At 55.6% G+C, this 24,183-nt stretch carries 22 protein-coding genes and 2 pseudogenes; 19 read left to right on the top strand and 5 right to left on the bottom strand.

Translation table 11 applies throughout. From position 1 onward, the window contains the following. The first annotated feature begins 134 nt into the window (after positions 1-134). From BK670_RS10555 to BK670_RS10525, 7 genes are all read left to right on the top strand, one after another. Positions 135-1,061, top strand: a complete 927-nt coding sequence (locus tag BK670_RS10555) for a carbohydrate ABC transporter permease (protein WP_123451332.1) — start codon at positions 135-137, stop codon at positions 1,059-1,061. An 8-nt stretch (positions 1,062-1,069) separates the two neighbouring features. Then, a complete protein-coding gene (locus BK670_RS10550) occupies positions 1,070-1,900 on the top strand; it encodes a carbohydrate ABC transporter permease (RefSeq protein WP_003225143.1) in 831 nt (276 codons plus the stop codon). Between the two features lie 135 nt (positions 1,901-2,035). Then, positions 2,036-3,139: an ABC transporter ATP-binding protein gene (locus BK670_RS10545; protein WP_123449702.1), complete on the top strand. Its 1,104-nt coding sequence runs from the start codon at positions 2,036-2,038 to the stop codon at positions 3,137-3,139. Positions 3,140-3,154: 15 nt separating this feature from the next. Continuing rightward, entirely contained in the window at positions 3,155-4,627 is a 1,473-nt protein-coding gene (locus tag BK670_RS10540; RefSeq protein ID WP_123449701.1) for a mannitol dehydrogenase family protein, read from the top strand. 245 nt (positions 4,628-4,872) lie between these two features. Then, complete coding sequence (gene xylB, locus BK670_RS10535) at positions 4,873-6,369, top strand: xylulokinase (RefSeq protein ID WP_123449700.1); 1,497 nt, start codon at positions 4,873-4,875, stop codon at positions 6,367-6,369. 13 nt (positions 6,370-6,382) lie between these two features. Continuing rightward, on the top strand, positions 6,383-7,321 hold the full coding sequence (locus BK670_RS10530; RefSeq protein WP_123449699.1) for a carbohydrate kinase family protein: 939 nt from the start codon (positions 6,383-6,385) through the stop codon (positions 7,319-7,321). Positions 7,322-7,366: 45 nt separating this feature from the next. Beyond that, positions 7,367-7,987 carry a transglycosylase SLT domain-containing protein gene (locus tag BK670_RS10525; RefSeq protein WP_102901838.1) on the top strand — a complete coding sequence of 207 codons (621 nt, stop codon included), beginning with the start codon at positions 7,367-7,369 and terminating at the stop codon, positions 7,985-7,987. Positions 7,988-8,098: 111 nt separating this feature from the next. Here BK670_RS10525 and BK670_RS10515 read toward each other — a convergent pair whose 3' ends face one another. Next, positions 8,099-9,400 carry an OprD family porin gene (locus BK670_RS10515; protein ID WP_123449698.1) on the bottom strand — a complete coding sequence of 434 codons (1,302 nt, stop codon included), beginning with the start codon at positions 9,398-9,400 and terminating at the stop codon, positions 8,099-8,101. A 372-nt stretch (positions 9,401-9,772) separates the two neighbouring features. On the opposite strand from BK670_RS10515, the gene BK670_RS10510 reads away from it, so the two are divergent. The 4 genes from BK670_RS10510 to BK670_RS10495 all read left to right on the top strand — a co-directional run bounded on the left by BK670_RS10510 (position 9,773) and on the right by BK670_RS10495 (position 15,819). Then, entirely contained in the window at positions 9,773-11,845 is a 2,073-nt protein-coding gene (locus tag BK670_RS10510) for a type VI secretion system Vgr family protein (RefSeq protein ID WP_123449697.1), read from the top strand. Beyond that, positions 11,842-12,666 (top strand): DUF4123 domain-containing protein, encoded by an 825-nt coding sequence (locus BK670_RS10505; RefSeq protein ID WP_123449696.1) that lies wholly within the window; start codon positions 11,842-11,844, stop codon positions 12,664-12,666. The genes BK670_RS10510 and BK670_RS10505 overlap by 4 nt, the downstream gene beginning before the upstream one ends. A 52-nt stretch (positions 12,667-12,718) precedes the next feature. Further along, complete coding sequence (locus BK670_RS10500) at positions 12,719-13,579, top strand: hypothetical protein (protein ID WP_123449695.1); 861 nt, start codon at positions 12,719-12,721, stop codon at positions 13,577-13,579. A gap of 77 nt (positions 13,580-13,656) precedes the next feature. Beyond that, positions 13,657-15,819, top strand: coding sequence for a lipase family protein (locus BK670_RS10495; protein WP_259697550.1), 2,163 nt, complete (start codon positions 13,657-13,659; stop codon positions 15,817-15,819). 544 nt (positions 15,820-16,363) lie between these two features. On the opposite strand, the pseudogene BK670_RS29880 reads toward BK670_RS10495, so the two are convergent. Then, positions 16,364-16,656: pseudogene (locus BK670_RS29880) on the bottom strand (hypothetical protein). 200 nt (positions 16,657-16,856) lie between these two features. On the opposite strand from BK670_RS29880, the gene BK670_RS29610 reads away from it, so the two are divergent. From BK670_RS29610 to BK670_RS10470, 4 genes are all read left to right on the top strand, one after another. Next, complete coding sequence (locus BK670_RS29610) at positions 16,857-17,735, top strand: hypothetical protein (protein WP_259697549.1); 879 nt, start codon at positions 16,857-16,859, stop codon at positions 17,733-17,735. 163 nt (positions 17,736-17,898) lie between these two features. Beyond that, positions 17,899-18,855: a DUF6708 domain-containing protein gene (locus BK670_RS29875; protein WP_259697548.1), complete on the top strand. Its 957-nt coding sequence runs from the start codon at positions 17,899-17,901 to the stop codon at positions 18,853-18,855. A gap of 345 nt (positions 18,856-19,200) precedes the next feature. After that, positions 19,201-19,539, top strand: coding sequence for a DUF3304 domain-containing protein (locus tag BK670_RS10475; protein WP_259697547.1), 339 nt, complete (start codon positions 19,201-19,203; stop codon positions 19,537-19,539). A gap of 25 nt (positions 19,540-19,564) precedes the next feature. Continuing rightward, positions 19,565-19,984 (top strand): DUF3304 domain-containing protein, encoded by a 420-nt coding sequence (locus BK670_RS10470; RefSeq protein WP_185036762.1) that lies wholly within the window; start codon positions 19,565-19,567, stop codon positions 19,982-19,984. Positions 19,985-20,036: 52 nt separating this feature from the next. On the opposite strand, the gene BK670_RS10465 is transcribed toward BK670_RS10470, so the two are convergent. Beyond that, on the bottom strand, positions 20,037-20,333 hold the full coding sequence (locus BK670_RS10465; RefSeq protein ID WP_123449692.1) for a hypothetical protein: 297 nt from the start codon (positions 20,331-20,333) through the stop codon (positions 20,037-20,039). Between the two features lie 490 nt (positions 20,334-20,823). Between BK670_RS10465 and BK670_RS10455 the strand changes: the two genes are divergently transcribed. Together BK670_RS10455 and BK670_RS10450 are read left to right on the top strand one after the other, a co-directional pair. Next, positions 20,824-21,093, top strand: a complete 270-nt coding sequence (locus BK670_RS10455) for a DUF2790 domain-containing protein (RefSeq protein ID WP_123449691.1) — start codon at positions 20,824-20,826, stop codon at positions 21,091-21,093. Between the two features lie 89 nt (positions 21,094-21,182). Then, positions 21,183-21,581 carry a hypothetical protein gene (locus BK670_RS10450; protein ID WP_123449690.1) on the top strand — a complete coding sequence of 133 codons (399 nt, stop codon included), beginning with the start codon at positions 21,183-21,185 and terminating at the stop codon, positions 21,579-21,581. On the opposite strand, the gene BK670_RS10445 is transcribed toward BK670_RS10450, so the two are convergent. Next, positions 21,578-21,847, bottom strand: a complete 270-nt coding sequence (locus BK670_RS10445) for a DUF1652 domain-containing protein (RefSeq protein ID WP_007912157.1) — start codon at positions 21,845-21,847, stop codon at positions 21,578-21,580. The two genes, BK670_RS10450 and BK670_RS10445, sit on opposite strands and share 4 nt — an antisense overlap. Before the next feature lie 368 nt (positions 21,848-22,215). Between BK670_RS10445 and eco the strand changes: the two genes are divergently transcribed. Together eco and BK670_RS10435 are read left to right on the top strand one after the other, a co-directional pair. Beyond that, positions 22,216-22,701, top strand: a complete 486-nt coding sequence (eco, locus tag BK670_RS10440; protein ID WP_123449689.1) for a serine protease inhibitor ecotin — start codon at positions 22,216-22,218, stop codon at positions 22,699-22,701. 21 nt (positions 22,702-22,722) lie between these two features. Then, positions 22,723-23,028, top strand: coding sequence for an NIPSNAP family protein (locus tag BK670_RS10435; RefSeq protein WP_064362707.1), 306 nt, complete (start codon positions 22,723-22,725; stop codon positions 23,026-23,028). Between the two features lie 30 nt (positions 23,029-23,058). On the opposite strand, the pseudogene ilvA reads toward BK670_RS10435, so the two are convergent. Next, a pseudogene (gene ilvA / locus BK670_RS10430) lies at positions 23,059-24,054 on the bottom strand (threonine ammonia-lyase, biosynthetic); the annotation flags it as partial. Positions 24,055-24,183 lie beyond the last annotated feature (129 nt).

The following is a 24,183-nucleotide window of genomic DNA, read 5'->3' as shown; positions in this document are numbered from 1 at the left end:
CCTCCTGTGGGAGCGAGCCTGCTCGCGAAGGCGTCGTGCCAGCCAAAACACATGGCACTGATCCAGCGCTTTCGCGAGCAGGCTCGCTCCCACATGGGATCTCCATAGGTCTGTATGACTCGGTTGTGATCACCATGAATACTTCAACTGCCAAAGCCCACATCGACCTGTCGCAACCTGCGCGCAAAGTCCGCGTACGCAATCCCGGCTGGTTTCTGGTCAGCCCTTCGGTGGCCCTGTTGCTGCTGTGGATGATCGTGCCGCTGGGCATGACCATTTACTTCTCGATGATCCGCTACAACCTGCTCTACCCCGGTGAAAACCAGTTCGTCGGGCTGGAGAACTTCAGCTACTTTCTGACCGATTCGGGCTTCATGCCCGGTGCCACCAACACGCTGTTGCTGGTCGGTAGCGTGCTGTTGATCAGCGTGGTCTTCGGCGTGCTGATCAGTGCATTGCTGGAAGCCAGTGAATTCCTCGGGCGCGGCATCGTGCGGGTGATGCTGATTTCGCCGTTCTTCATCATGCCCACGGTCGGGGCGCTGATCTGGAAGAATCTGATTTTCCATCCGGTCTCCGGAATCCTCGCCTACCTCTGGAAACTCTTCGGCGCCGAGCCGGTGGACTGGCTCGCGCACTACCCGCTGCTGTCGATCATCATCATTGTTTCGTGGCAGTGGCTGCCCTTCGCCATCCTGATTCTGATGACGGCCATGCAGTCCCTCGACCAGGAACAGAAAGAGGCCGCGCGCCTCGACGGTGCCGGGCCGATCGCGATCTTCTGGCACCTGACCCTGCCGCATCTGGCGCGGCCGATTGCCGTGGTGGTGATGATCGAAACGATCTTCCTGCTGTCGGTGTTCGCCGAGATTTTCACCACCACCAACGGCGGCCCCGGCTACGCCTCGACCAACCTCGCCTACCTGATCTACAACCAGGCGCTGGTGCAGTTCGACGTCGGCATGGCCTCGGCGGGCGGCTTGATTGCCGTGGTCATCGCCAACATCGCCGCGATCATTCTGGTGCGGATGATCGGCAAAAACCTGACTGACAAAGCCTGAGGCCTGCCATGACTCTTCAACAATCCCGCCGGCTGCAAAGCCTGCTGCTCGGCACCCTGGCCTGGGCCATCGCGATCGTGATTTTCTTCCCGATCTTCTGGATGGTGATGACCAGTTTCAAAACCGAAATCGACGCGTTCGCCACGCCGCCGCAATTCATTTTCACGCCGACGCTGGAGAACTATCTGCACATCAATGAGCGCAGCGATTACTTCAGTTTCGCCTGGAACTCGGTGGTGATTTCCTTCAGCGCCACCGCGCTGTGCCTGTTGATCGCGGTGCCGGCGGCGTACTCGATGGCGTTTTACGAAACCCAGCGCACCAAAGGCACGCTGCTGTGGATGCTCTCGACCAAGATGCTGCCGCCGGTGGGCGTGCTGATGCCGATCTACCTGCTGGCCAAGAGTTTCGGCCTGCTCGATACGCGCATCGCGCTGATCGTGATCTACACGCTGATCAACCTGCCGATCGTGGTCTGGATGATTTACACCTACTTCAAGGACATCCCCAAAGACATCCTCGAAGCCGCCCGCCTAGACGGCGCCACGCTGTGGCAGGAGATGGTTCGCGTGCTGCTGCCGATCGCCAAGGGTGGCCTCGCCTCGACCGTGCTGCTGTCGCTGATCCTGTGCTGGAACGAGGCGTTCTGGTCGCTGAACCTGACCTCGTCGAAAGCCGCGCCACTGACCGCGCTGATCGCCTCGTATTCGAGTCCGGAAGGCTTGTTCTGGGCCAAGTTGTCGGCGGTCTCGACCCTGGCCTGTGCGCCAATCCTGATCTTCGGCTGGATCAGCCAGAAGCAACTGGTGCGCGGCCTCTCGTTCGGCGCCGTGAAATGAAGATTGAAAAGCAAAAGCTCGCAGCCTTCGGCAGCTCCTACATGGAATGTCGTATCGGCATATCTCTCCTGTAGGAGCTGCCGCAGGCTGCAATCTTTTGATCTTAAAAAAACAACAAAGCGGAGGCCCATCATCATGGCCAACCTGAAAATCAAGAATCTGCAAAAAGGCTTCGAAGGCTTCTCCATCATCAAGGGCATTGACCTGGAAGTGAACGACAAGGAGTTCGTGGTCTTCGTTGGCCCCTCGGGCTGCGGCAAATCCACCCTGCTGCGGCTGATCGCCGGTCTGGAAGAAGTCAGCGACGGCACCATCGAACTCGATGGCCGCGACATCACCGAAGTCAGCCCGGCCAAGCGCGATCTGGCGATGGTGTTCCAGACCTACGCGCTGTACCCGCACATGACCGTGAAAAAGAACATGTCCTTCGCCCTCGATCTGGCCGGCGTACCGAAAGCCGAAGTCGAGAAGAAGGTCGGCGAAGCGGCGCGGATTCTCGAACTCGGGCCGATGCTTGAGCGCAAACCGAAGCAGCTTTCCGGTGGTCAGCGCCAGCGCGTGGCGATTGGTCGCGCCATCGTGCGCAATCCGAAGATTTTCCTCTTCGACGAACCGTTGTCCAACCTTGATGCTGCACTGCGGGTGCAGATGCGCCTGGAACTGCTGCGCCTGCACAAAGACCTGCAAGCGACGATGATCTACGTGACCCACGATCAGGTCGAAGCGATGACCATGGCCGATAAAGTCGTGGTGCTCAATGGCGGCAAGATCGAGCAAGTCGGCTCGCCACTGGACCTGTATCACAACCCGGCGAACCTCTTCGTCGCCGGGTTCCTTGGCACGCCGAAAATGGGCTTCCTCAAAGGCAAGATTGCCCGCGTCGATGGCCAGAGCTGCGAAGTCTCGCTGGACGCCGGCACGCGCATCACCCTGCCGTTCAACGCCGGTAATCTGAGCGTCGGCAGCGCCGTGACCCTGGGCATTCGCCCGGAACATCTGGAGCTGGCGCAACCGGGCGATTGCACCCTGCAAGTCACCGCCGACGTCAGCGAGCGACTGGGCAGCGATACCTTCTGTCACGTCAAAACCAATGCCGGCGAAGCCCTGACCATGCGCGCGCGCGGTGATCTGGCCAGCCGTTACGGCGAGCAACTGAGCCTGCACCTGGATCCTGCGCACTGCCATTTATTCGATGCCGAAGGTGTGGCGTTGACCCGTCCGCTGCGCGCTGCGGCCTGATTTCGAGAATTTCCGATGAAACTCAACCAACAGAACCTCCATCGTCTGGCCGCCGAAGTGCAACTGCCTGCCTATAGCCTCAGCGACACGCGCCAAGGCATCGCCCACATTGGCGTCGGCGGTTTCCATCGCGCGCATCAGGCGTATTACACCGATGCCTTGATGAACACCGGCGAAGCGCTCGACTGGGCGATTTGCGGTGTCGGCCTGCGCGCCGAAGACCGCCGCGCCCGCGACGACCTCAAGGAGCAGGATTACCTGTTCACCCTGTTCGAACTCGGCGACAGCGACGACACCGAAGTCCGCGTCATCGGCGCGATTCGCGACATGTTGCTGGCCGAGGACAGCGCTCAGGCCTTGATCGACAAACTCGCCGACCCGCAGATTCGCATCGTCTCGCTGACCATCACCGAGGGTGGTTATTGCATCGACGACAGCAACGGCGAGTTCATGGCGCACCTGCCACAGATTCAACACGATCTGGCCCATCCCAATGCACCGAAAACCGTATTCGGCTTCTTGTGTGCGGCCCTGGAAAAACGCCGCGCGGCGGGCATTCCGGCGTTTACCGTGATGTCTTGCGATAACCTGCCGCACAACGGCGCAGTGACGCGCAAGGCACTGCTGGCGTTTGCCACACTGCGCGATAGCAATCTGTGCAGCTGGATCGACGCCAACGTCAGTTTCCCCAACGCCATGGTCGACCGCATCACCCCCATGACCAGCACCGCGCATCGCCTGCAACTGGCCGACAAACACGGCGTCGACGATGCCTGGCCGGTGGTCTGCGAGCCGTTCGTGCAATGGGTGCTGGAGGACAAATTCGTCAACGGTCGCCCGGCCTGGGAAAAGGTCGGCGTGCAGTTCACCGACGATGTTTCACCCTATGAAGAAATGAAAATCAAGCTGCTCAACGGCAGCCATCTGGCGCTGACGTATCTGGGTTTTCTGAAGGGCTACCGGTTTGTTCACGAAACCATGAACGACCCGCTGTTCGTGCGCTACATGCGCGCTTATATGGATCTGGACGTGACGCCACAACTGGCGCCGGTACCGGGCATTGATCTGACGGATTACAAAAACACGCTGGTGGCGCGCTTCTCCAATCAGGCGATTGCTGACCAACTGGAGCGGGTCTGCTCGGACGGCTCGTCGAAGTTTCCCAAGTTCACCATTCCGACCATCAATCGCTTGATTGCCGACGGGCAGGAGACTAAACGGGCGGCGTTGGTGGTGGCGGCGTGGGCGTTGTATTTGAAAGGCGTGGATGAGAATGGCGATACCTATTCGATCCCGGACCCGCGCGCGGCGTTTTGTCAGGCATTGGTGGCAGACGATGCTTTAATGACCCAGCGGTTGTTGGCAGTTGAGGAAATTTTCGGCACGGCGATACCGCGTTCGGCGGAGTTTGTCGCGGCGTTCGAGTGGTGCTGCAACAGCTTGCGCGAAGACGGTGTGACGCGGACGCTGGAGCGGATTCTGGATTGAAAAGCCCCTCACCCTAGCCCTCTCCCGGAGGGAGAGGGAACTGACCGAGTGTTTTGTACAAGTTACATCGACCTGAAAGTCCGGAGTCGAACTCAGGTTTTGAACAGCCCGGATTGAGAGAACCGGAGTCAAACTCAGATTTTGAACGGCCCCCGATCGGCTCCCTTCCCCCTCGCCCCCTTGGGGGAGAGGGCTGGGGTTAGGGGGTAAGCTCTTGATCTTCACCACACCCGAGTGGTTCACACATGACAACACAACAACTGTTCCTAGGCATCGACTGCGGCACCCAAGGCACCAAAGCCATCATCCTTGACGCCGTCAGCGGTCAAGTCCTCGGCCAGGGCGCCGCTGCGCACACGATGATCAGCGGCGCCAACGGCCGCCGCGAACAAGACACCCAGCAATGGCTGGAAGCCTTCGCCCTCGCCACCCGCCGCGCATTGCTGGCGGCGAATGTCGACGGTCAGTCGATCCTCGGCATCGGCGTCTCCGGCCAGCAACACGGCCTGGTCCTGCTCGATGATCAAGGTGAAGTCCTGCGCCCGGCCAAGCTCTGGTGCGACACCGAGACCAGCGCCGAAAACGACCGCCTGTTGACTCATCTGGGCGGAGAAAAAGGCTCGCTGGAACGCCTCGGCGTGGTCATCGCGCCAGGCTACACCGTGTCGAAACTGCTCTGGACCAAAGAACAACACCCTGTGGTGTTTTCGCGCATCGCGCGCATTCTGCTGCCCCACGACTACCTGAATTTCTGGCTCACCGGCCGCGCCTGCAGCGAATATGGCGACGCCTCCGGCACCGGTTATTTCAACGTGCGCACTCGCCAATGGGACTTGCAACTGCTGCGCGACATCGACGCCAGCGGACGCCTGCAAGCCGCACTGCCTGAGCTGATCGATGCGCACCAAGCCGTCGGCACCATCCTTCCGGCCATCGCCGAACACCTCGGCATCAACCCCGACGCGTTGGTATCGAGCGGTGGCGGCGACAACATGATGGGCGCCATCGGCACCGGCAACATTCAGCCCGGCGCGATCACCATGAGCCTCGGCTCCTCCGGCACGGTGTACGCCTATTCCGAGGCGCCGAAAGTCAGCCCGGACGCCTCGGTTGCGACGTTCTGCTCGTCCAGCGGCGGTTGGTTGCCGCTGATCTGCACCATGAACCTGACCAACGCCACCGGCGCGATTCGCGAGCTGTTCGACCTCGATCTTGAGCAGTTCAACCACCTCGTCGCCGAGGCCCCCATCGGCGCCGACGGCGTGAGCATGCTGCCGTTCCTCAACGGCGAGCGTGTTCCCGCCCTGCCCCACGCCACCGGCAGCCTGCACGGCTTGACGCTGGATAACCTGACCCAGGCCAATCTGTGCCGCGCGGCCGTCGAAGGCACCACTTTCGGGCTGCGTTATGGACTGGATTTGCTGCGCCAGAATGGTTTACAAAGCAGCAGCATTTGCCTGATAGGCGGCGGTTCGAAAAGCGCGGTGTGGCGGCAGATCGTCGCCGACATCATGAACACCCCGGTGATCTGCACCGAACAAAGTGAAGCCGCAGCCTTGGGCGCAGCGATTCAGGCGGCGTGGTGCAAATCCTGGTCGAACGGCCACGAAGACACCCTCGCCGACCTGTGTCAGCGCTGCGTGAAACTCGATTCAAGCAGTGAAACCCTGCCGATCGCCGCCAACGTCGCGGCGTTCCAGCAGGCCTATGAACGCTATCAACAGCATGTCGCAACCCTATAAAGAGCAAACAATTATGTATTTGGTGTGTGGCGAAGCCCTGTTTGATTTTTTCAGTGAAGACGACGCCAGCGGGCTGGCCTCGAAAGTGAATTTCAAGGCGATTGCCGGCGGCTCGCCGTTCAACGTCGCCGTGGGTTTGCGCCGCCTGGGCGTGGACTCGGCCTTGTTTGGCGGACTGTCCACCGACTACCTCGGCCGCCGTTTGCAGCAAGTGCTGCAGGACGAAGGTGTGTGCCCGGATTATCTGCTGGACTTCGCCGCACCGACCACACTGGCCATGGTCGCCGTCGGTGCCAATGGCTCGCCGCATTACAGCTTTCGTGGCGAAGGCTGTGCCGATCGGCAACTGAGCGTGGCGCACTTGCCGACGCTTGGCCCTGAAGTACGCGGCTTGCACATTGGCTCGTTCTCGCTGGTGGTGCAGCCGATTGGCGACACCTTGCTGACACTGGTTCAGCGCGAGAGCGGCAAACGCCTGATCACCCTCGACCCGAACGTACGCCTCAATCCCGAGCCGAACATCGACCTGTGGCGCGAGCGCATCGCGACGCTGGTGCCACTGGCCGATCTGATCAAGGTCAGCGACGAAGACTTGAGCCTGCTTTACCCCGAACAGGACCCGCAACGCGTAATCGAAGGCTGGCTCGAACAGCGCTGCCAGATCGTCTTCCTCACCCGTGGCGGCGACGGTGCCAGCGTGTTCAGCCGCCAACATGGCAACTGGTCAGTGCCGGCGGCCTCGGTGAAAATCGCCGACACCGTTGGCGCGGGTGACACCTTCCAGGCCGCGCTGATCACTTGGTTGACCGAGCACGGTCTGGACTCGGTCGAAGGCGTGCAGCAACTCGCTCGCGAGCAGATCGACGCCATGCTCAAGTTCGCCGTACAAGCCGCCGCGCTGACCTGCAGCAAGACCGGCCCGGATCTGCCCTATCGTCATCAATTGAGCTGAGCGCGTAGACTGTCGGCCTTTTTGCGCACGACGGGATAACGGCTTTTGAATTACAGGCAGACGCTTGGACTACTGACACTGGCAACGCTACTGAGCGGGTGCGGCACCTCGCCGCCCCGTTCACCGGAAGACATCTGCGAAATCTTCCGCGAGAAAAGCGACTGGTACGACGCTGCGCAAGTCACGCAAAAACGCTGGGGCGTGCCGATTCAGGTGCCCTTCGCGATCATGTATCAGGAATCCGGTTACCGCTACGACGCCAAGACCCCGCGCAAATACTTGCTGTGGGTGATCCCGTGGGGTCGCGTCTCGACCGCCTCGGGTTATGCGCAAGCCAAAGATGAAGTCTGGGCCGACTACCAGAAAAGCACCGGCCGCAACTGGGCCGACCGCGAAGACTTCGACGACGCCATCGACTTTGTCGGCTGGTACATGGACAAGACCACCTCGATCAACGGCGTCTACAAGTACGACGCCTATAACCAGTACCTCAACTACCACGAAGGCTGGGGCGGGTTCCGCAACAAGACCTACGCGAGCAAAGCCTGGCTGATGCCAACGGCGCGCAAAGTGCAGAATCGTTCAGATGTTTATGCGCGGCAATACGCCGGGTGCAAAGAGGATTTGAATCGGGGGTTCTGGAGCCGGTTCTGGCATTGGTTGTAGTCGTTCCGGGATCCCGTGTAGGAGCTGCCGAAGGCTGCGATCTTTTGATCTTGTTTTTAACAATCAACGTCAAACGATCGCAGCCTGCGGCAGCTCCTACATTGGGAGCCGTTACAGGACGGAGAAGCTATAACTCACAATCAACCGGGTCTCATCCACATCCCGGGCAAACTTCTCGTAGTTGGTGCGATACGTTGCATTGCGCAAACGCAGACTCACATCCTTGAACGTGCCCGTCTGAATCACATACTTCAACTCGCTATCGCGTTCCCACTCCTTGCCTTCCTGATCACTGCCCAACACCTTGATGTGATCACCGTTTACATAACGGGTCAGGAAGCTCAAACCATTAATGCCAATGGCCTTGAAGTCATAGTCATAACGCAACTGCCAGGAACGTTCCTGCGCGGCGGCGAAGTCGTTGACCTGCACGTAGTTGACCAGGTACGGGTTACTGCCATCGAGGTACGGCATCGAGTTGTCGCCGTTCATGCGCTGCCAACCGGCGCTGAAGGTATGACCGCTGTGCGCGTAAGAGAGCATGCCGCTCAACGCACGGTTATCGATGGAACCGGCCTTGGCATCACCGCTGTCAGCACTTTTCAGCACACGCAGATCCGCTTTAAGTACACCGCCCCCTAACGGTTGATTACCCAACAGCCCGACAAAGTGCTGACGATAAATGTCTTCCAGTTCGGCGTAGTGATACTGCGCGGTCAGGCGATCATTGATCTTGTAATCGAAGCCGTACATGTCGAAATGGTCGGCGGTGGTGTTGCACGCATAACGCTTGTTCTTGCAGTGCACGCGGATGTCTTGCGAATCGGTGGAATCCCGCGCGGTGTACTTGTCCAGGCGCGCGGCCATGAAGGTCAGGTCTTTGACCTCTTTAGAGGTGAGCATGGCGCCGTTGAACATCGTCGGCAGCAAACGGCCGTCGTTGTATTTCAACAACGGCAGATCCGGCAGCAGCGCGCCGTACTTCAGCACCGTGTCCGAGACCTTGACCTTGGCGGTCAGGCCCATTTTCGCGTACTGACCTTTCGAGCCGCGCGGGTCGTTGCCGCTGGAGGGCAGCAAGCCGCTGTTGCTGCGGTCCGGGCTGGAATCGAGTTGAAAGCCGAGCATGCCCAGCGCATCGATACCAAACCCCACCGTACCTTCGGTGTAGCCCGATTGCAGATTGAGAATAAAGCCCTGAGCCGACTCTTCACGCTTGGAGGCGCCCTGATCGTTCGCGGTGTGCCCATCACGGAAATCGCGGTTGAAGTACACCGTGCGCGATTCGATTTTCGCCGTGGTGTCTTCAAAAAATCCGCTGGCCTGAACCTGCGCGGTAAAACCTGCGCACAGCACAACGGCTCCGAAGCCAAACGACTGGCGCGGGGTGATGAGGGGAAATGGGGGACGCATGAAAAACTCCAACAATGCAGCGTTTGCGCAGCGCGCAACAAGCCAGAAAATAGCTCCCGTCCCAGGTCGGAATGAGCCGGGAGGAAGTGGACACGCAAGGGTGAACGGCAATGATGGCAGATGGCTTTGACGTGCTACAGGCGACTTTAGTCTGTATCTGACTGATGATTCTTCAACCCGGGGTCGTGGGAAAAGTCGCCGGCAATGAGTGCCAATTCGTGACAAACGGCCGATTTCATTGGACGAAACACCTCACCTAAGGGTTTTCCCTATACCGCAAACCTGCCAGACCTACGGCTTTTGCGCCTTGAACGAGGCCGCTTAATCCTCCATCATCCGTCCCCTGCTTATTCAACGGACGGAATTCAAGGCATGCTGGACGCCAACGCAACCCACATTACCCTCACGCTTGAAGGCGCCAACGCCGACCTGCAAGTCCTCAGCTTCACCGGTCGCGAAGCCCTCAACGAACCGTTCCGTTTCGACCTCGAACTCGTCAGCGCCCGCCCCGACCTCAAGCTCGAAGAGCTGCTGCATAAGCCCGGCGTCCTGACCTTCGGCCCGACCGGCGAAGGCAAGATCCACGGTCTGGTCTATCGCATCGAGCAAGGCGATTCCGGCAAAACCCTGACCCGTTACAGCCTCAGCCTGGTGCCACAACTGGCCTACCTGCGGCACAACCACGATCAGCAGATTTTCCAGCAACTGACCGTGCCGAAGATCATCGCTCAGGTACTGGAAGATCGCGGCATCCTCGCCGACGCCTACAGTTTCCAGCTCGGCGCCGAATACCCGCAGCGCGAATACTGCGTGCAGTACGACGAATCCGACCTGCATTTCATCCAGCGCCTGTGCGAAGAGGAAGGCATTCACTTCCACTTCCAGCACAGCAGCAGCGGCCACAAACTGGTGTTCGGCGACGACCAGACCGTGTTCCGCAAGCTGAAGCCGGTGAGCTACCAGCAAGACTCCGGCATGGCCGCTGAAAAACCGGTGATCAAACGCTTCAACCTGCGCCTGGAAACCCGCACTACCCGCGTCAGCCGCCGCGATTACGACTTCGAAAAACCGAAAATCCTCCCCGAAGGCGCAGTCAAAACCGAGTTCGCCCCGGACCTCGAGGACTACGACTACCCCGGCCGCTTCACCACCCGCGAGCGCGGCAAATTCCTCTCCACCCGCGCCCTCGAACGCCATCGCAGCGACTACAAACTCGCCGAAGGCAAAGGTGACGAACCGACCCTCACCAGCGGCCATTTCCTCACGCTCGCCGAACACCCGCGCGCCGAATGGAACGACCTGTGGCTGCTGCTGGAAGTCTTCCACGAAGGCAAACAACCGCAAGTGCTCGGCGAAAACGTCACCAGCGACGTCACCGACCACAAAAGCGATTTCCACCAGGGCTACCGCAACAGCTTCCTCGCCACCCCATGGGACGCGCACTACCGCCCTGCCCTTGAACACCCGAAACCGAAAGTCCTCGGCAGCCAGACCGCCGTCGTCACCGGCCCCGCAGGCGAAGAAATCCACTGCGACCAGTACGGCCGCATCAAAGTGCAATTCCACTGGGACCGCGATGGCCAGGGCGACGACAAAACCACCTGTTGGATGCGCGTCGCCAGCGGCTGGGCCGGCGCCGCGTACGGCGGCATCGCCATCCCGCGCATCGGCATGGAAGTCCTCGTCACCTTCCTTGAAGGCGATCCCGACCAGCCGCTGGTCACCGGTTGCCTGTACCACAAGGAAAACGTCGTCCCCTACGACCTGCCGGCGAACAAAACCCGCAGCACGTTCAAGACCCTGAGTTCACCGGGCGGCAAGGGCTACAACGAATTCCGCATCGAAGACAAGAAAGGTGTAGAGCAGATCTACATCCACGCCCAGCGCGATTGGGATGAGAACATCGAGCACGACCAGAAGATTCGTGTGGGTAACGAACGGCATGACACCGTTGAAGCCAATACGCTGAGTGAGTTCAAGGTTGAAGAGCACCGGATTACGCATCTGGATCGCATCAGCGAGATGCGTGCGGATGATCACCTGACCGTGGGTGTGACGCAGCATTTGAAGGTGGGGACTGCTCAATTCGTTGAAGCCGGAACCGAAATCCACTACCACGCTGGCGAAAAGGTTGTGGTTGAGGGTGGCATGGAGCTCACGGCCAAGGCTGGTGGGAGCTTTGTGAAGGTCGATGCCGGTGGCGTAACCATCAGCGGGGCTGAGGTGAAGGTCAACACGGGCGGCGCGCCTGGCGTAGGGACCGGGATCGGAATTCTGGAACCCTTCATTCCATGGGCTGCCGCGAAAGACAAGGCAGGCGCTCTACTAGTCCCGGCCGCCGTGCAAATGGCGATGGCCAAAGCAGCTCGTGCAGCTGGCAATACTCGCTGCCCGATTTGTGAAGCCTGCCGCGAAGGCAAATGCGATCTCGGAGCTACCGCATGAGCGATGCACTCAACAATTGGCTGGGCGAGCAGTCCCGCCTCAACCGCGTACTGATTCTGTCATTGGACAGCCTCGCCGAACCCAACCCAATAACATCTCTGTACAGTGCCGGTGTCATGCAACACTCGGTGCAACTCTACCGCCGCACCGAGTTCGCCCAGTTTGCCGCCATCAGCCCGTGGTTGACCGAGTTGCATAACCCAGGCAACGAAGCGTTCCGCAAACTGCTCGATGGCCCCCAGCGTAACTGGGGCTGGATCGGCAGCATGGACAAGGCTGACCTCGACAGCCTCACCCAGCACTGGATCGCTCGCATGGTCATCGACGAAGACGGCGAACGCTCGCTGTTCCGCTTCCAAGACAACCGCGTCCTCGCCCGCTGCCTCGGCAATATGAAAGAAACCGAATGGCCGCTGCTGCTCGGGCCGATCAGCAGTGTGTTGTATTGGGATCAGAATCAATGGCAAAGCGCGGATAACAGCAGACCTGGAATGTATCCGGTACCGAGTCCACAGCCGTGGTTGCGTAATCCCGAGTCTGGTGAACAGGCTCGAAGCATCCTGCGCGAAAATTTGAAACGGTGGTTGATGACCCATCACGTAGAGGCTGCGGCCGCTCTGGCGGAAACACGGGTTGTCAGTGAGTGGCTGGAAGACCAAATGGACTTGCTGGACGCCTGGAGTTGGCAACTACCAGAACATCGTGAGTTGATGTTGAGCAGGCGACTATCAGAGCAATGTATGCAAGATATAGCCTGGGAGCCTTTGCCAGGAGAAACACCTCAGGAGCATTTTGCAAGATGCCAACGAGTATTCAGTTGAGTTCATCAATCCAGTTTAGTTATGTTTTTAACGTTTTCTCAGGAAGCGACAAATGAGTAACCCATCACTTTCATTCAATTTAAAGTCTTTATTACTTCTGACGCTTCCTTTAATCGGTGCCTGCACCTCTGCAGGCCAAATTGCTCAAAGCAGCATTGAAGACATTACAAGCCACTACGGGACCGACTCTTTTACCCTAGTAGCGACTACACCTGCCAACTTTGGTTTGACGGCAAAATCACAATATTCACCACTAGCTGGTCAGGATTGTAAAATCTATTCAGCTGGTTTGGGAGGAGAGGTGACCCGGCGACATCAAAAAACTGATCAGATTGATGTAAAAGATATAGAGCAAACCGCCCGCTTCAATATTCCTCTCAGTTATCGCATAGCCGGATGCAAGATGGAGCTGACTCGCGTAGACATGGCCATTGACGGCCGCTATGGCACATCTTCATTGGATATCGGCGGGGATATCGGAGCAATTTCTGTAATAGGCAGTACCGCTATTGGAGATTCAGCGCCGCCTTTGACTGAGAACCCTGAATTTAGAGGCCTGTGCACCTGGATGTTTCAACTCAGCGTTGCGAGAATCGAAAAAAACGGGATTTCCAAAATATTATCTTGCAGCGCGGCAAATACCGATTGGGACGTGTCATCTGACTATTTTGAACGCAGCAAACCGGGCGGTTCAATTGAACGATCAAGTATTAACGGTAAAAACGTAAAATTCACCTTCCGTCTATCAAAAGACGAAGAGCCCAGCATGAACAATCGCTGGATTAAAACTACGAAGGGCTGGAAGCCTTGTCAGGGCAGCACAACATCAAACAGGTGCCAAACTCCTCCTACTTTCAAAAAATTTAAAATGAACGGCCGCGAGTGTACGGTATATCCGTCTTGCACTGAATAAGGACATTCCCGATGACGGACCCATACCTGTGTGACAAAAGTGTCTGCCCCGCCCGGGGCAGCTGGGTAAGCTTTAGATTGGTTGATGAGTTTGGTGACGGCAAACCATACGCAGGCTTAAGCTATGAATTGATCGACGCAGAGGGGCAAAAATACAATGGTAACTTGGACAGTGACGGATACGCGAAGGTCACCAACAACTACAAAGGCCCAGTAACTTTAACGTTAGCAAAATCATATTCCGGTGGAGACGCTTGGTATGAAAACCTTGTCGACCGAAAAGATTATCCAATCCCCTTGACGGATTTTCAGGTCGCGGCTGAAAAAACGTTACATCGCCCAATCGGTAGCACCGCTAAAAGCGGCGCTTATAGAGCCTCGTCGGAAAAGGCAGAATATTACAACGTAGAGGTCCGCCAATTTGTAAAGCACAAAAGCCACTTACCCGCTCCGGCAAAACTATCCAAACCTGTCCCTTACGGCTGGACAAAACTAGCCTGTGACTTTGGTGAAGGAAAAGTGCCAGATTATGGAACGGCGCTTCTACCAGATAAACATTACGTTCTAGAAGTACGTGCATTAAGGGCATTCAGACCACTTATCTCCTTGGCGCCTACCTTCAGCGCAGTAAATCTTTACAACCTTTCGTTATTTGCAACGCTAAGTTATGGTGATTTTGGGCAATCCCCTGAAAATCCGAATGCACCCGAAAATCCAGAAGACTCAAAACCAAGAAAGCCTGGACAAGAAATAACATTCCCTACTGTCGGAACGGTCGGACATGTACTGCAAACCTGCCTGGCTTGCCACCAGGAACCCATGCGTTACGCCGATGCTAAAACAGTAAACTATCCAATTGTTGAAGACACCCCCTACTCAAAACGATTGGAGATCATTCCTTACGATCCAAAACTCTATATAAATCCAAGCGAACAGGAAACTCCATCGCAAGTTCATTTTTTCAATGATGCGCGCGGGTATTCATTGGATTCAAAAAAGACCGATACTCAAGCGTATGCAACGCATGACGATCGTATGATTCTGATAGCAATACGTGGAACAGCGGAAAAGTGGGATGCCTTGCGCGATGGAGATGCAGAGCAAGTCCCGATTAAAGATGGTGTCGGTAAGGCTCACCAAGGATTTCATGAAGCCTACGTCGTATTACAACCTTTTATAACCAAATATCTCGAAAGATTTCTTACAAATGGCCAGCGTGTTGTGGTTTGTGGTCACAGCCTCGGGGGGGCGATTGCGCTCTTGTTAGCTGAATGGATACGTCAAAACTATGATGAACAAGTCATTCTCTACACCTTTGGTTCGCCTAGAGCAGGTGACGCAGATTTTGTCGAAAAAGCGAAAACTCTCGTTCATCACCGAATCGTGAACAATAATGACCCGGTACCCAGCGTACCCGCGGCCTGGATGGATACTAAGCAAGCGGTCTGGGTTACAGGAGTCGCCGCCACTGTCACCGGAGGAGTCGCACCGATTGTAGGGGGAATCGTCTTCGGTGCCGGATTGAATCGGTTCGGTGGGAAGCCCTACCGACATCATGGCATACAACGCTACTTCACCCCATTGAGGCTGCCAGGCAACCAGATTTCATCGGTCCTATGGACTCCGGGTTGTGAAGGATATGAAGAGTCTGCAATGACGCAGCTTTGTTATGCGAATATCAAAAACAATGACACTCCTGAACGTAGCAATTTCGGAGTACAAGTAATGAACGGAGCCGATCATACGATGCTTGGCGGCTACATTCCCGCCTGTTGGGCGACTTTACGTCGCTGGCAAGACACACAAACCAGTGGCGGAAAAATTATTACTCCGCGCGAAGCGCTCAACTTGCGTACCCAATTGGAATTCTATCGTTCTGAATTGGAAAAGTGGCAGACCACGCAACAAGTTGAATTTCCAGGTGGAACAATTGAGGGGAGACCTCAGGATCGCGCAACGGCCATACAGAGAAGATCAACTATGTCTGATCTCCAAACCCGCCAGAAGGAAATTGCTCTGGCAGTGAGTCATAATCAAAAAGAACTCAAAAATATCGAGTCCACGCTGAAAAACATTGATTTATTGGAGCAAACAACCGTAGAGCTTTCCGACGTTTACGGTGATCGTGCCGAGTTACCGGATTTGAAAACTCAAATTCAACGATGGACTGACCATAAAGAGAACCAAGCCATAGTACGGGTTGCCCAAATCCCGCAAGGTGCAATAGCGAACACGGCTTGAGTATTTTCCGATCAATCTCAGATAGGGAACCGTGGGTACGCTATTGCGCTACCCTCGGCGACGCCCACTACGAAAGTCTTATCAAACCGGTGTCTCCACCTCACTATCTGCTTCTGGCGCCATGCTGACATCGGAGAATTACACATCCAATTTTAAGTTTTTGGGTAAATGACTTTTGGGGCTGCTATATACCTGCAAGGGGCAGTGGCGGAATTATGTGCTGCCAAAGGATTGAGGGGGCGATGGCTCGTGTCTCGTGGATCGGTAGCACTACAGAAGATCAGTTTAAGCAAGGAATGAGGCAAGAAGAGTATGAGCTGACAATGCCTCTACCCCTGCAAAAGCGTACTGATCTTATCTACACGTACGTTTCTACCCGGGAATATTGTTAAGTTGAAGTGGAGTCCAGACTTATTTAGCCCATTTGAACCTGCCAAACAATCGTATCGAGTTGATGTGGGCATCGACGATGCTGGATCCTTGCCACGCTGAAACACGGGTCGTTTCTCACTCCGTCCCGTGGCTGCGTCCTATCAATTTCTCATCAAACCGGCGCCCTCCAACTTAACATCTGCTGCTGCGAAACCTGCAGCAAATCATTGCCATCCTGCGTCAGCAGGTAAAGCGCATGGGTGATGTGTGGAATGTCCTGCACGTTGGCATGCTTGAAGCACAGGCAATGCAGGGTTTCGAGCAGGTCTGCGGCGGCGCGGATGCGCTGGACGGCGGCTTCGAGGATGTCTTTAGGGTTGGGTTGGCTTGGGTGTCGATAAGCAGTGTCGGGGTTTCGGTGACGTTGCTGATGAGGGGAAGATAGCGGTTTTGTAGTATTTTAATTATTGGGATTTTGATTACTCAACTGTATTGAAGGTAATCGCCATAGCTGTGACCAAACGGTGGGAGGCGACCGTGTACAGGCTTGATCAACGTAGAACGGTTCAAACTCAGCTCGCCCGAAGGCGTCCTGCACACGGCCACAGCTATGCACTCCACGGATAAAGAAATCCGAGCGGTGCAAATGTTATCAAGGAAATAGCATGGATCTAAAAAACCTTATCGCCCAAGCAGCATCGAAGTACGGCAACACGTCGAACGTCGTATTGAAAGCCAGCGAGAGCACCGGACAACCTCCATGCGAACTATTTATCACCGATGAACATACAGAGAATTACTTAACGTTAAAGATGGCAGGAGATGCAGATAGAGGAGGTATAACAGGTATAGCGGCAGGCGTAGGATCTCTCGCAAGTATTGCATTGGCATTTATGATGATCATAAAAGGCCGTTGGGATCTTGTAGGCCTTTGTATTTTCTTTGCCGCGGCCATGTTCCTTATTCCGTTTTATTTTGAAACGCGAAAACCACTGCCTTTACCTGTATTATTTAATCGCAGAACAAAAGAAGTTTATTTTGATCAAAATGGTGATTTGTATCATACGCCATGGGACAATATTCAAGCTATCGCGTGTGAATTTCAAATGACAAGCATTTATACGGGCGGTATAAATAACGCTTCTCTCGAAATACTAGTAAAACGTCTAGGCGACCCTGAAAATGCTCTTATGGTTAGTTTGAGCTCCCCAATGGGCAAGACACTTGATATGCAAAAAGGGTTTTGGGAATACATTCGCAGCTACATGAATAATGGCCCATGGTTTGATGAAAATGGCAACCACGCAGAATCCGATGAATTCATAAAGAAAACGCTTTCGAGCAATATTAGACCGTCAGACTTTTTGGGATACTGGAAAAAAACGATCACAGATAAAAAAGTCAAATCCGGACACTCTAACTACTTAACTGCATCTGACGCTTTTATGTTTATTGGACATTTAATTTTTTTCCAACCAATGCTATACAAGACTTCACATACAATTATGTACAGAGAAAAACACGAAACTTATGGCCAGAAATAGTTACAGAACGCTTACATCAAGACGGCCCCACACTTAGACTCATAGACTTAGAACGCGAGCGCGGTTTTTCTGTTTGACTTATGATCACGAAACCGAAAGGTAATAGCTTACTACTCCTTACTTGAAGGCACGCAATACCGCCCATCGAAGTCAAGGAAATGGCATGGCTTTAAGAACGGCAATGAAAAAAATCATGGCGAAATATGGTGATGCTCCTACCGCAGTTCTTAGTGACGACGAGTCTACGGGAGAGCACCCTCTTGAGCTTTTTATAACTGATGAACACACAGAACACTATCTTTCACTAAAAATTGGCAGTGATCGAAACCGCGGCTTGCTTAGTGGGCTTCTCGGGGGAGTTCCAGCTCTAATCGCACTCATCATTGGCGTTTGGATGGCTTTACTGGGCAAGTGGGACGGAGTGGGCTGGATGTTACTTTTCGGGATACCGTTGTTCATTGTTCCAATCATCATCGAAACAAGACGCGCTTTACCACTTCCCATAATTTTCAATCGACGAACACAGGAAGTCTATTTCGACAACGAAGGAGAGCTCTATCATACTCCTTGGAAGGGAATAGAGGCTGTAGCTTGCGAGTTCGACATGGTTGGCCTTTATTCTGGGAGCATCCGAAACGCCTCGCTTGAAGTATTAATGAAGCGCCTGGGAGAACCTGAAAACGAAATTATGGTGAGCATTGGTACGCCGGCGGGAAAGTCTTTAGAAATGCAGAAAGGTTTTTGGGAATATATTCGCTCTTATATGAACAACGGCCCATGGTTCGACCACACTGGAGCTCATAGCGAATCGGATGACTTTGTAAAAAGCCAGTTAGACCTAAACTTAAAACAATCTGAATACTTAGGCGCATGGAGAAAAATCATTCGTGAAAAAAAAGAAGCTGGAGATGGAAGCAATTACTTAACTGGCACTGATTTTTTAATGCTACTAAACAATATAGTCTTCTATCCATCAAACAAGATTCAAGACTTTGTTTATGAAAGAGCAAAGCGTCGTTCGCGCAACCGTTGGCCCACTGTCGTGACTGAACGACTGGAAGCGGATGGTCCAACGACAAGATTGATTGATTTGGAACGCGAGCGTGGTCTCGCTGTTTGATTAAATGTTGGAGATCCTCAGCTTGGTAGCGGCATGTGCAGCCTCCTCATAAGCTTACTATATCCAAGTTAAAGCAACCCTCTTGATTCTAATCCAGGAAAATTTGAAGTGTGACTCATCGGTTCGCGATCGGTAAAGTCCTCTCCAGGCATAAAGCCGGAATGTAACCTATTACCTTGGAATTTTAGTCATTTGATAGATATTGCTGCGGACGCACGTCGAAAACGAATATGGCGACGAAGACGAATAGCCCTAGCTGTACTGGTATTGCTGCTTAGCTACGCCACCCCCCAAATCCTCGCACTGTTCCGCACGCCAGGTGCAATGGTGACTTCGGAAAACCATATGGAGCGACCGATTTTCAGTTTCTGGGTCAATGGATTTTGGGGTGGGAACCTTTTTGCCAACGGCGGCGGTGGGATTATGTGCTGCTCAAAATTTGAGGGAGACACAGCCAAAGTCACCTGGATATTGGACATGACCAAACAGCAGCAAATACAGGGCGCGGTAGAAGAGCACCATGAAGTTCAGCTTTCGCTTCCCCAGCGTGGCCCACACGATCAGTACCTGCATGTGCGCTTTGATCCGGGTAATAAAGTACGGCTCGGATGGAGTCCTGACTTGTTTAGCCCATTTGAACCCCGACCAACCAAAGCTGTTTCGGAAAGCAGTGAGGCGCAGTAAGAATATGCGATTCAGTCAGACGCCCATGTCCAGTCGCTCGAAGATATTGATCTGCGCGACAGTGCTGCTGGCCGCTTTTGTGACATCTCTAATTCATGACCGTGTTCGTACTCCCGGTGCTGCCCTTACATCCCACAACTACATTGATCGTCCCATCGGCAGCTATTGGGTAAATGGTCACTGGGGCGGTAACGGAGGCGTGACCTGCTGTTGGAGCATCGATGGCAACACCGCTAAGGTTGCGTGGCTTCTGAGCATGTCTAAAGCTCAAGAGGATCTGGGGATAAAGATCGAAAGACACGAAGTGCAAGTGCACTTGCCTTCACGCAACCGTGGCGATGACACGTTGCATGTCTATTTTCTGCCGAACAATCGCATCGAGTTGGAGTGGGCATCGACGGTGCTGGATCCGCGTCCTCACTCAACGAAATCCTTACCACGCTGAAACACGGGTCGTTTCTCACTCCGCCCCGTGGCTGAGTCCTTTCAATTTCTCATCAAACCGGCGCCTTCCAACTCAACATCTCCTGCTGCGCCACCTGCAGCAGATCATTGCCATCCTGCGTCAGCAGGTAAAGCGCATGGGTGATGTGGGGAATGTCCTGCACATCAGCGTGCTTGAAGCACAGGCAATGCAGGGTTTCGAGCAGGTCGGCGGCGGCGCGGATGCGCTGGACGGCGGCTTCGAGGATGTCTTTCGGGTTGGCTTGGGTGTCGATGAGTAGCGTCGGGGTTTCGGTGACGTTGCTGCTTAGGGGGAGATAGCGGTTTTGTAGCAGTTTGATTATTGGCATGTTGATTACTCGATTGTTTCAAAAGTAACCGCCGACACCGTGACCAAACGGTGGGAGGCGGACCGTGTACAGGCTTGGTCAACCGAGAACAATCAACTCAGCTCGCCCGAAGGCGTCCTGCACACGGCCGCCACAGCTATGCACTTCACGGTCAAAGAACTCCGCGGTGCAAATGATGGCACATATGCAATCGATTATTCCCAGGTGACCAAACCCGAACCACTGATTTTGCAGCGGCAACCGACAATAACCGCCCCGCTCCAGCCGACGAAAGCAGACAAGGCACCAGCCTTTGTAGGAATTCGCCAAACATCCCTAAGAAAACCACCCACTCCCTGACAGCCGGCGTTCAGCCCGGTTAACCATCCCTTAACGCCGTGGTCAAAAACTCTACTGAACCGCACGCCCTCAGCCGTTTTGGCTGTTGCCCGGTGCGGCAGGTTCGGGTGAATCACGCCGAACGCTAGAACCGCCACACGGGAGTCCTTTCATGAACATTCGTCCTTTATTGCTCACCGCCGCCCTCGCCTGCACCGCGTTTACCGGGCTGGCCCAGGCCAACGACACCTCTGCCACGTCCAAAGCCGTGCCGTATGAGTACGGCATGCCACTGCATGTGGCCAAAGTGGTGTCGTTGACCGAGCCGCCAACGCAACTGTGCAAGGTGGTCACGGCCGACATGAAGTACATCGACAACGCCGGTAGACCTGAGGAAATCAGCTACCGAAAATTGTCTGAAGCGTGCAGCTTCCAGAACTGACAGAAACGTCTGATTTGCGGGTTTGCGGTAGGCGTGGGGAGTTTCGGCGGTTATGCTCGGAGCCCTCCTCACTGCCGCAAGGATTCGCCATGCAGTTGTCGTTTCGCACGTTGTCGGGCTTAACTTGTTCGTTGTGTTTTTTGCTGGCGTTGGCCTGGGGCATTTTCCCGGAGAGTCTGCTGGCGATCTGGAGCATCGAGTATTCCGACGCTGCCGGGTTTGTCGCGCGGCGCAGTGCGGTGCTGTTTGCGGCGCTGGGGGTGATGTTTTATCTGGTGCGCAACGCGCCGCCGTCGCTGGGGCGCAATGCGCTGAGCAACGGGTTTATCGTCGGTTGTTTTGGTTTGGCAGTGCTGGGCTTTGCGGAATGGCTCAACGGTCATGCCGGCCCCGGGATTTTGCTCGCGGTGCTGGTCGAGTTCGCGCTGGGCCTTGGTTTTGTGCAGGCCCGGCGCGTGACGGTCGAACTGGGTGAAACGGTGCGTTAGACGACTCTGGAGCGTGGGCTGTAATGATGTTGCACAGTTTGCTGGTTCAGATCCGATCGCAGCCCGGCGATCAGTTCATTGATTTCACGACAGCCATTGAGGTGGCTGGCGTCGATGCCACTGACCAACAGATCGACCTGATCGGTCTGGTGATCGCCGAAAACCTTGACGGTCATCGACAAGTCCGGCGACAGCGTGCACTGGCAGCGTTTCGGCAGAAAACTGCTTTCAATGATGTTGCGTAGTTCCAAGGCAGACAGAAACATGGCGAAACCCTCTCCTTACTGTGAGATGCCAATCAAGTATTCACGCTGACCGATGCTGACCCTGCACGGGTGTGTCCCCGCTGTTTCCCTGGGTGCGACAAGCGGTGGTACTGCGAAATGCCCATTGGAGTGTAGGCGCCCAAGTCCGGTGCGCCGCACTGAAACGACGCATAAAGCGTGCCTTTCATCGGTTGATTTCTACCCTCATGAAATCAAGCACTTGGCGGCGGTGCCAGTATTTGGCTATTTGCAAATTGCAAGAATCGCCCCTGCCAGCACTGCAATTTGCAACTCGACACTGGTTTGCAATCACGGCCCATGACGGTAAGAATGCCCGTCATCTACCCTACACCCGCACGGAGGCCTCCATGGGTTCTTTACGCGTTTACGCGACCACCGGCTTGTTTGTTGCCAGCCTGTCCACCCTCGCCCACGCCGCCAAGCTTGAAGACGTTGCGCCGTATCCGAAGGCTGAAGCCGGGTTCACCCGCCAGGTCATTCACTTGCCCAAGCAAGAGCAGGAAGAGAACTTCCAGGTGGAAGTTCTCGCCGGCAAAACGTTGGAAGTGGACTGCAATCGCCAGCGTTTGGGCGGCGTTCTCGATGAGAAGAATCTTGAAGGCTGGGGTTATCCGTTATATCGCCTGGAAAAAGTCATCGGGCCGATGAGCACGATGATGGCCTGCCCGCCCGGCAGCCAGAAGAAACGCGCCTTCGTGCCGGTCGTCGGTGACGGCTTCATGCTGCGGTACAACAGCAAATTGCCGGTCGTGGTGTATGCGCCGTCGGACGTCGAGGTGCGTTATCGCATCTGGTCGGCCTCGGACAAGGTCGGTACAGCCCTGCAGGAATAACCCGAACAAGGAGTGCGTCGTTTGATTACCTGCCACGTCCGATATGTCATTGATCCCTACCAATTGCCCGAGTTCGAGGCCTACGCCAAGGCCTGGCTCGGCATCGTCGAGCGCTTGGGCGGCACTCATCACGGCTATTTTTTGCCGTCCGAAGGCGCCAGCAATATCGCCTATTGCCTGTTTAGTTTTCCGTCGCTGGCGGATTACGAAAGCTATCGGCACATCGCCATGACCGACCCGGAGAGCACCGCACTGGTTGCCAGCCTGGTCGAGAAGAAGTTCATCGTCAGCTACGAGCGCAGCTTTCTGCGCCCTTTGCTGCCGTAAGCCCCTTCACGCCGAGACGCCGCACACCGCGGCGCGCTCGGCGACATGGCGCAGGCTGTCGAAGTTGATATTGGCGCCCGAGTCGATCGCCACGAATGTCTGCTCGCGCACCCCCTTTCGCGCTACGTATTGCTTGATACCGGCCACGGCCAAGGCGCCGGAAGGTTCGGTGATCGAGCGGGTATCGTCGTAGATATTCTTGATCGCTGCGCAGAGGTCGTCGTTGCTGACGGTGATCACCTCGTCGACGCAAAAGCGGCAAACCTCAAATCCGAACGCGCCAATCTGCGCTACCGCCACGCCATCGGCGAAGGTGCCGACGCTCGGCAGCACCACGCGCTGATCCGCTTCCAGCGCTGCCTTCAGGCACGCTGAGTGTTCCGACTCGACACCGATGATCCGTACTTCCGGGCGCAGGTATTTGACGTAGGCCGCGATGCCGGCGATCAGACCGCCGCCGCCCACCGGGATAAAAATCGCGTCCAGCGCACCTTGATGCTGACGAAGAATTTCCATTGCCACGGTGCCCTGCCCGGCGATCACCTCCGGGTCATCGAACGGCGACACGAAGGTGCGTCCGCTCTGTTCTGCCAATTGCAGCGCATGGGCCAGCGCGAACGGGAAACTCTCGCCGTGCAGCAACGCTTCAGCGCCACGACTGCGCACACCCAGCACTTTCAGTTCCGGCGTAGTCGCTGGCATGACGATGGTCGCTGCGATGCCCAGCTCACGCGCTGCCAGCGCCACGCCTTGCGCGTGATTGCCAGCCGATGCCGTGATCACCCCGCGCGCCTTTTGCTCGTCACTGAGTTGCACCAGTTTGTTGTAGGCGCCACGGATCTTGAAGGAGAACGTTGGTTGCAGGTCTTCGCGCTTGAGCAGAATCCGGTTGCCCAGCGCCTCCGACAGCGCCGGCGCCGCTTGCAAAGGCGTGCGCACCGCGAGGTCGTACACCGGCGCGGCGAGGATCTTTTTCACGTAGTGCTCAAGCAGGGTTTGCTGATCGTATGTGTAACTCATGAACATCTCCTTGGCAGAATTCACACGGTCCCTGTAGGAGCTGCCGAAGGCTCGGGCCGCGATCGGACGATCTTTTGATTTTGTTTTAGAAAAATCAAAGTCAAAAGATCGTCCGATCGCGGCCCGAGCCTTCGG

The sequence above is a fragment of the Pseudomonas fluorescens genome, from assembly GCF_003732425.1.
GTDB lineage: Bacteria > Pseudomonadota > Gammaproteobacteria > Pseudomonadales > Pseudomonadaceae > Aquipseudomonas > Aquipseudomonas fluorescens_BE.
The sequence above is the reverse complement of the archived record's forward strand: the minus strand, read 5'-3'. Positions and strand labels throughout refer to the sequence as shown.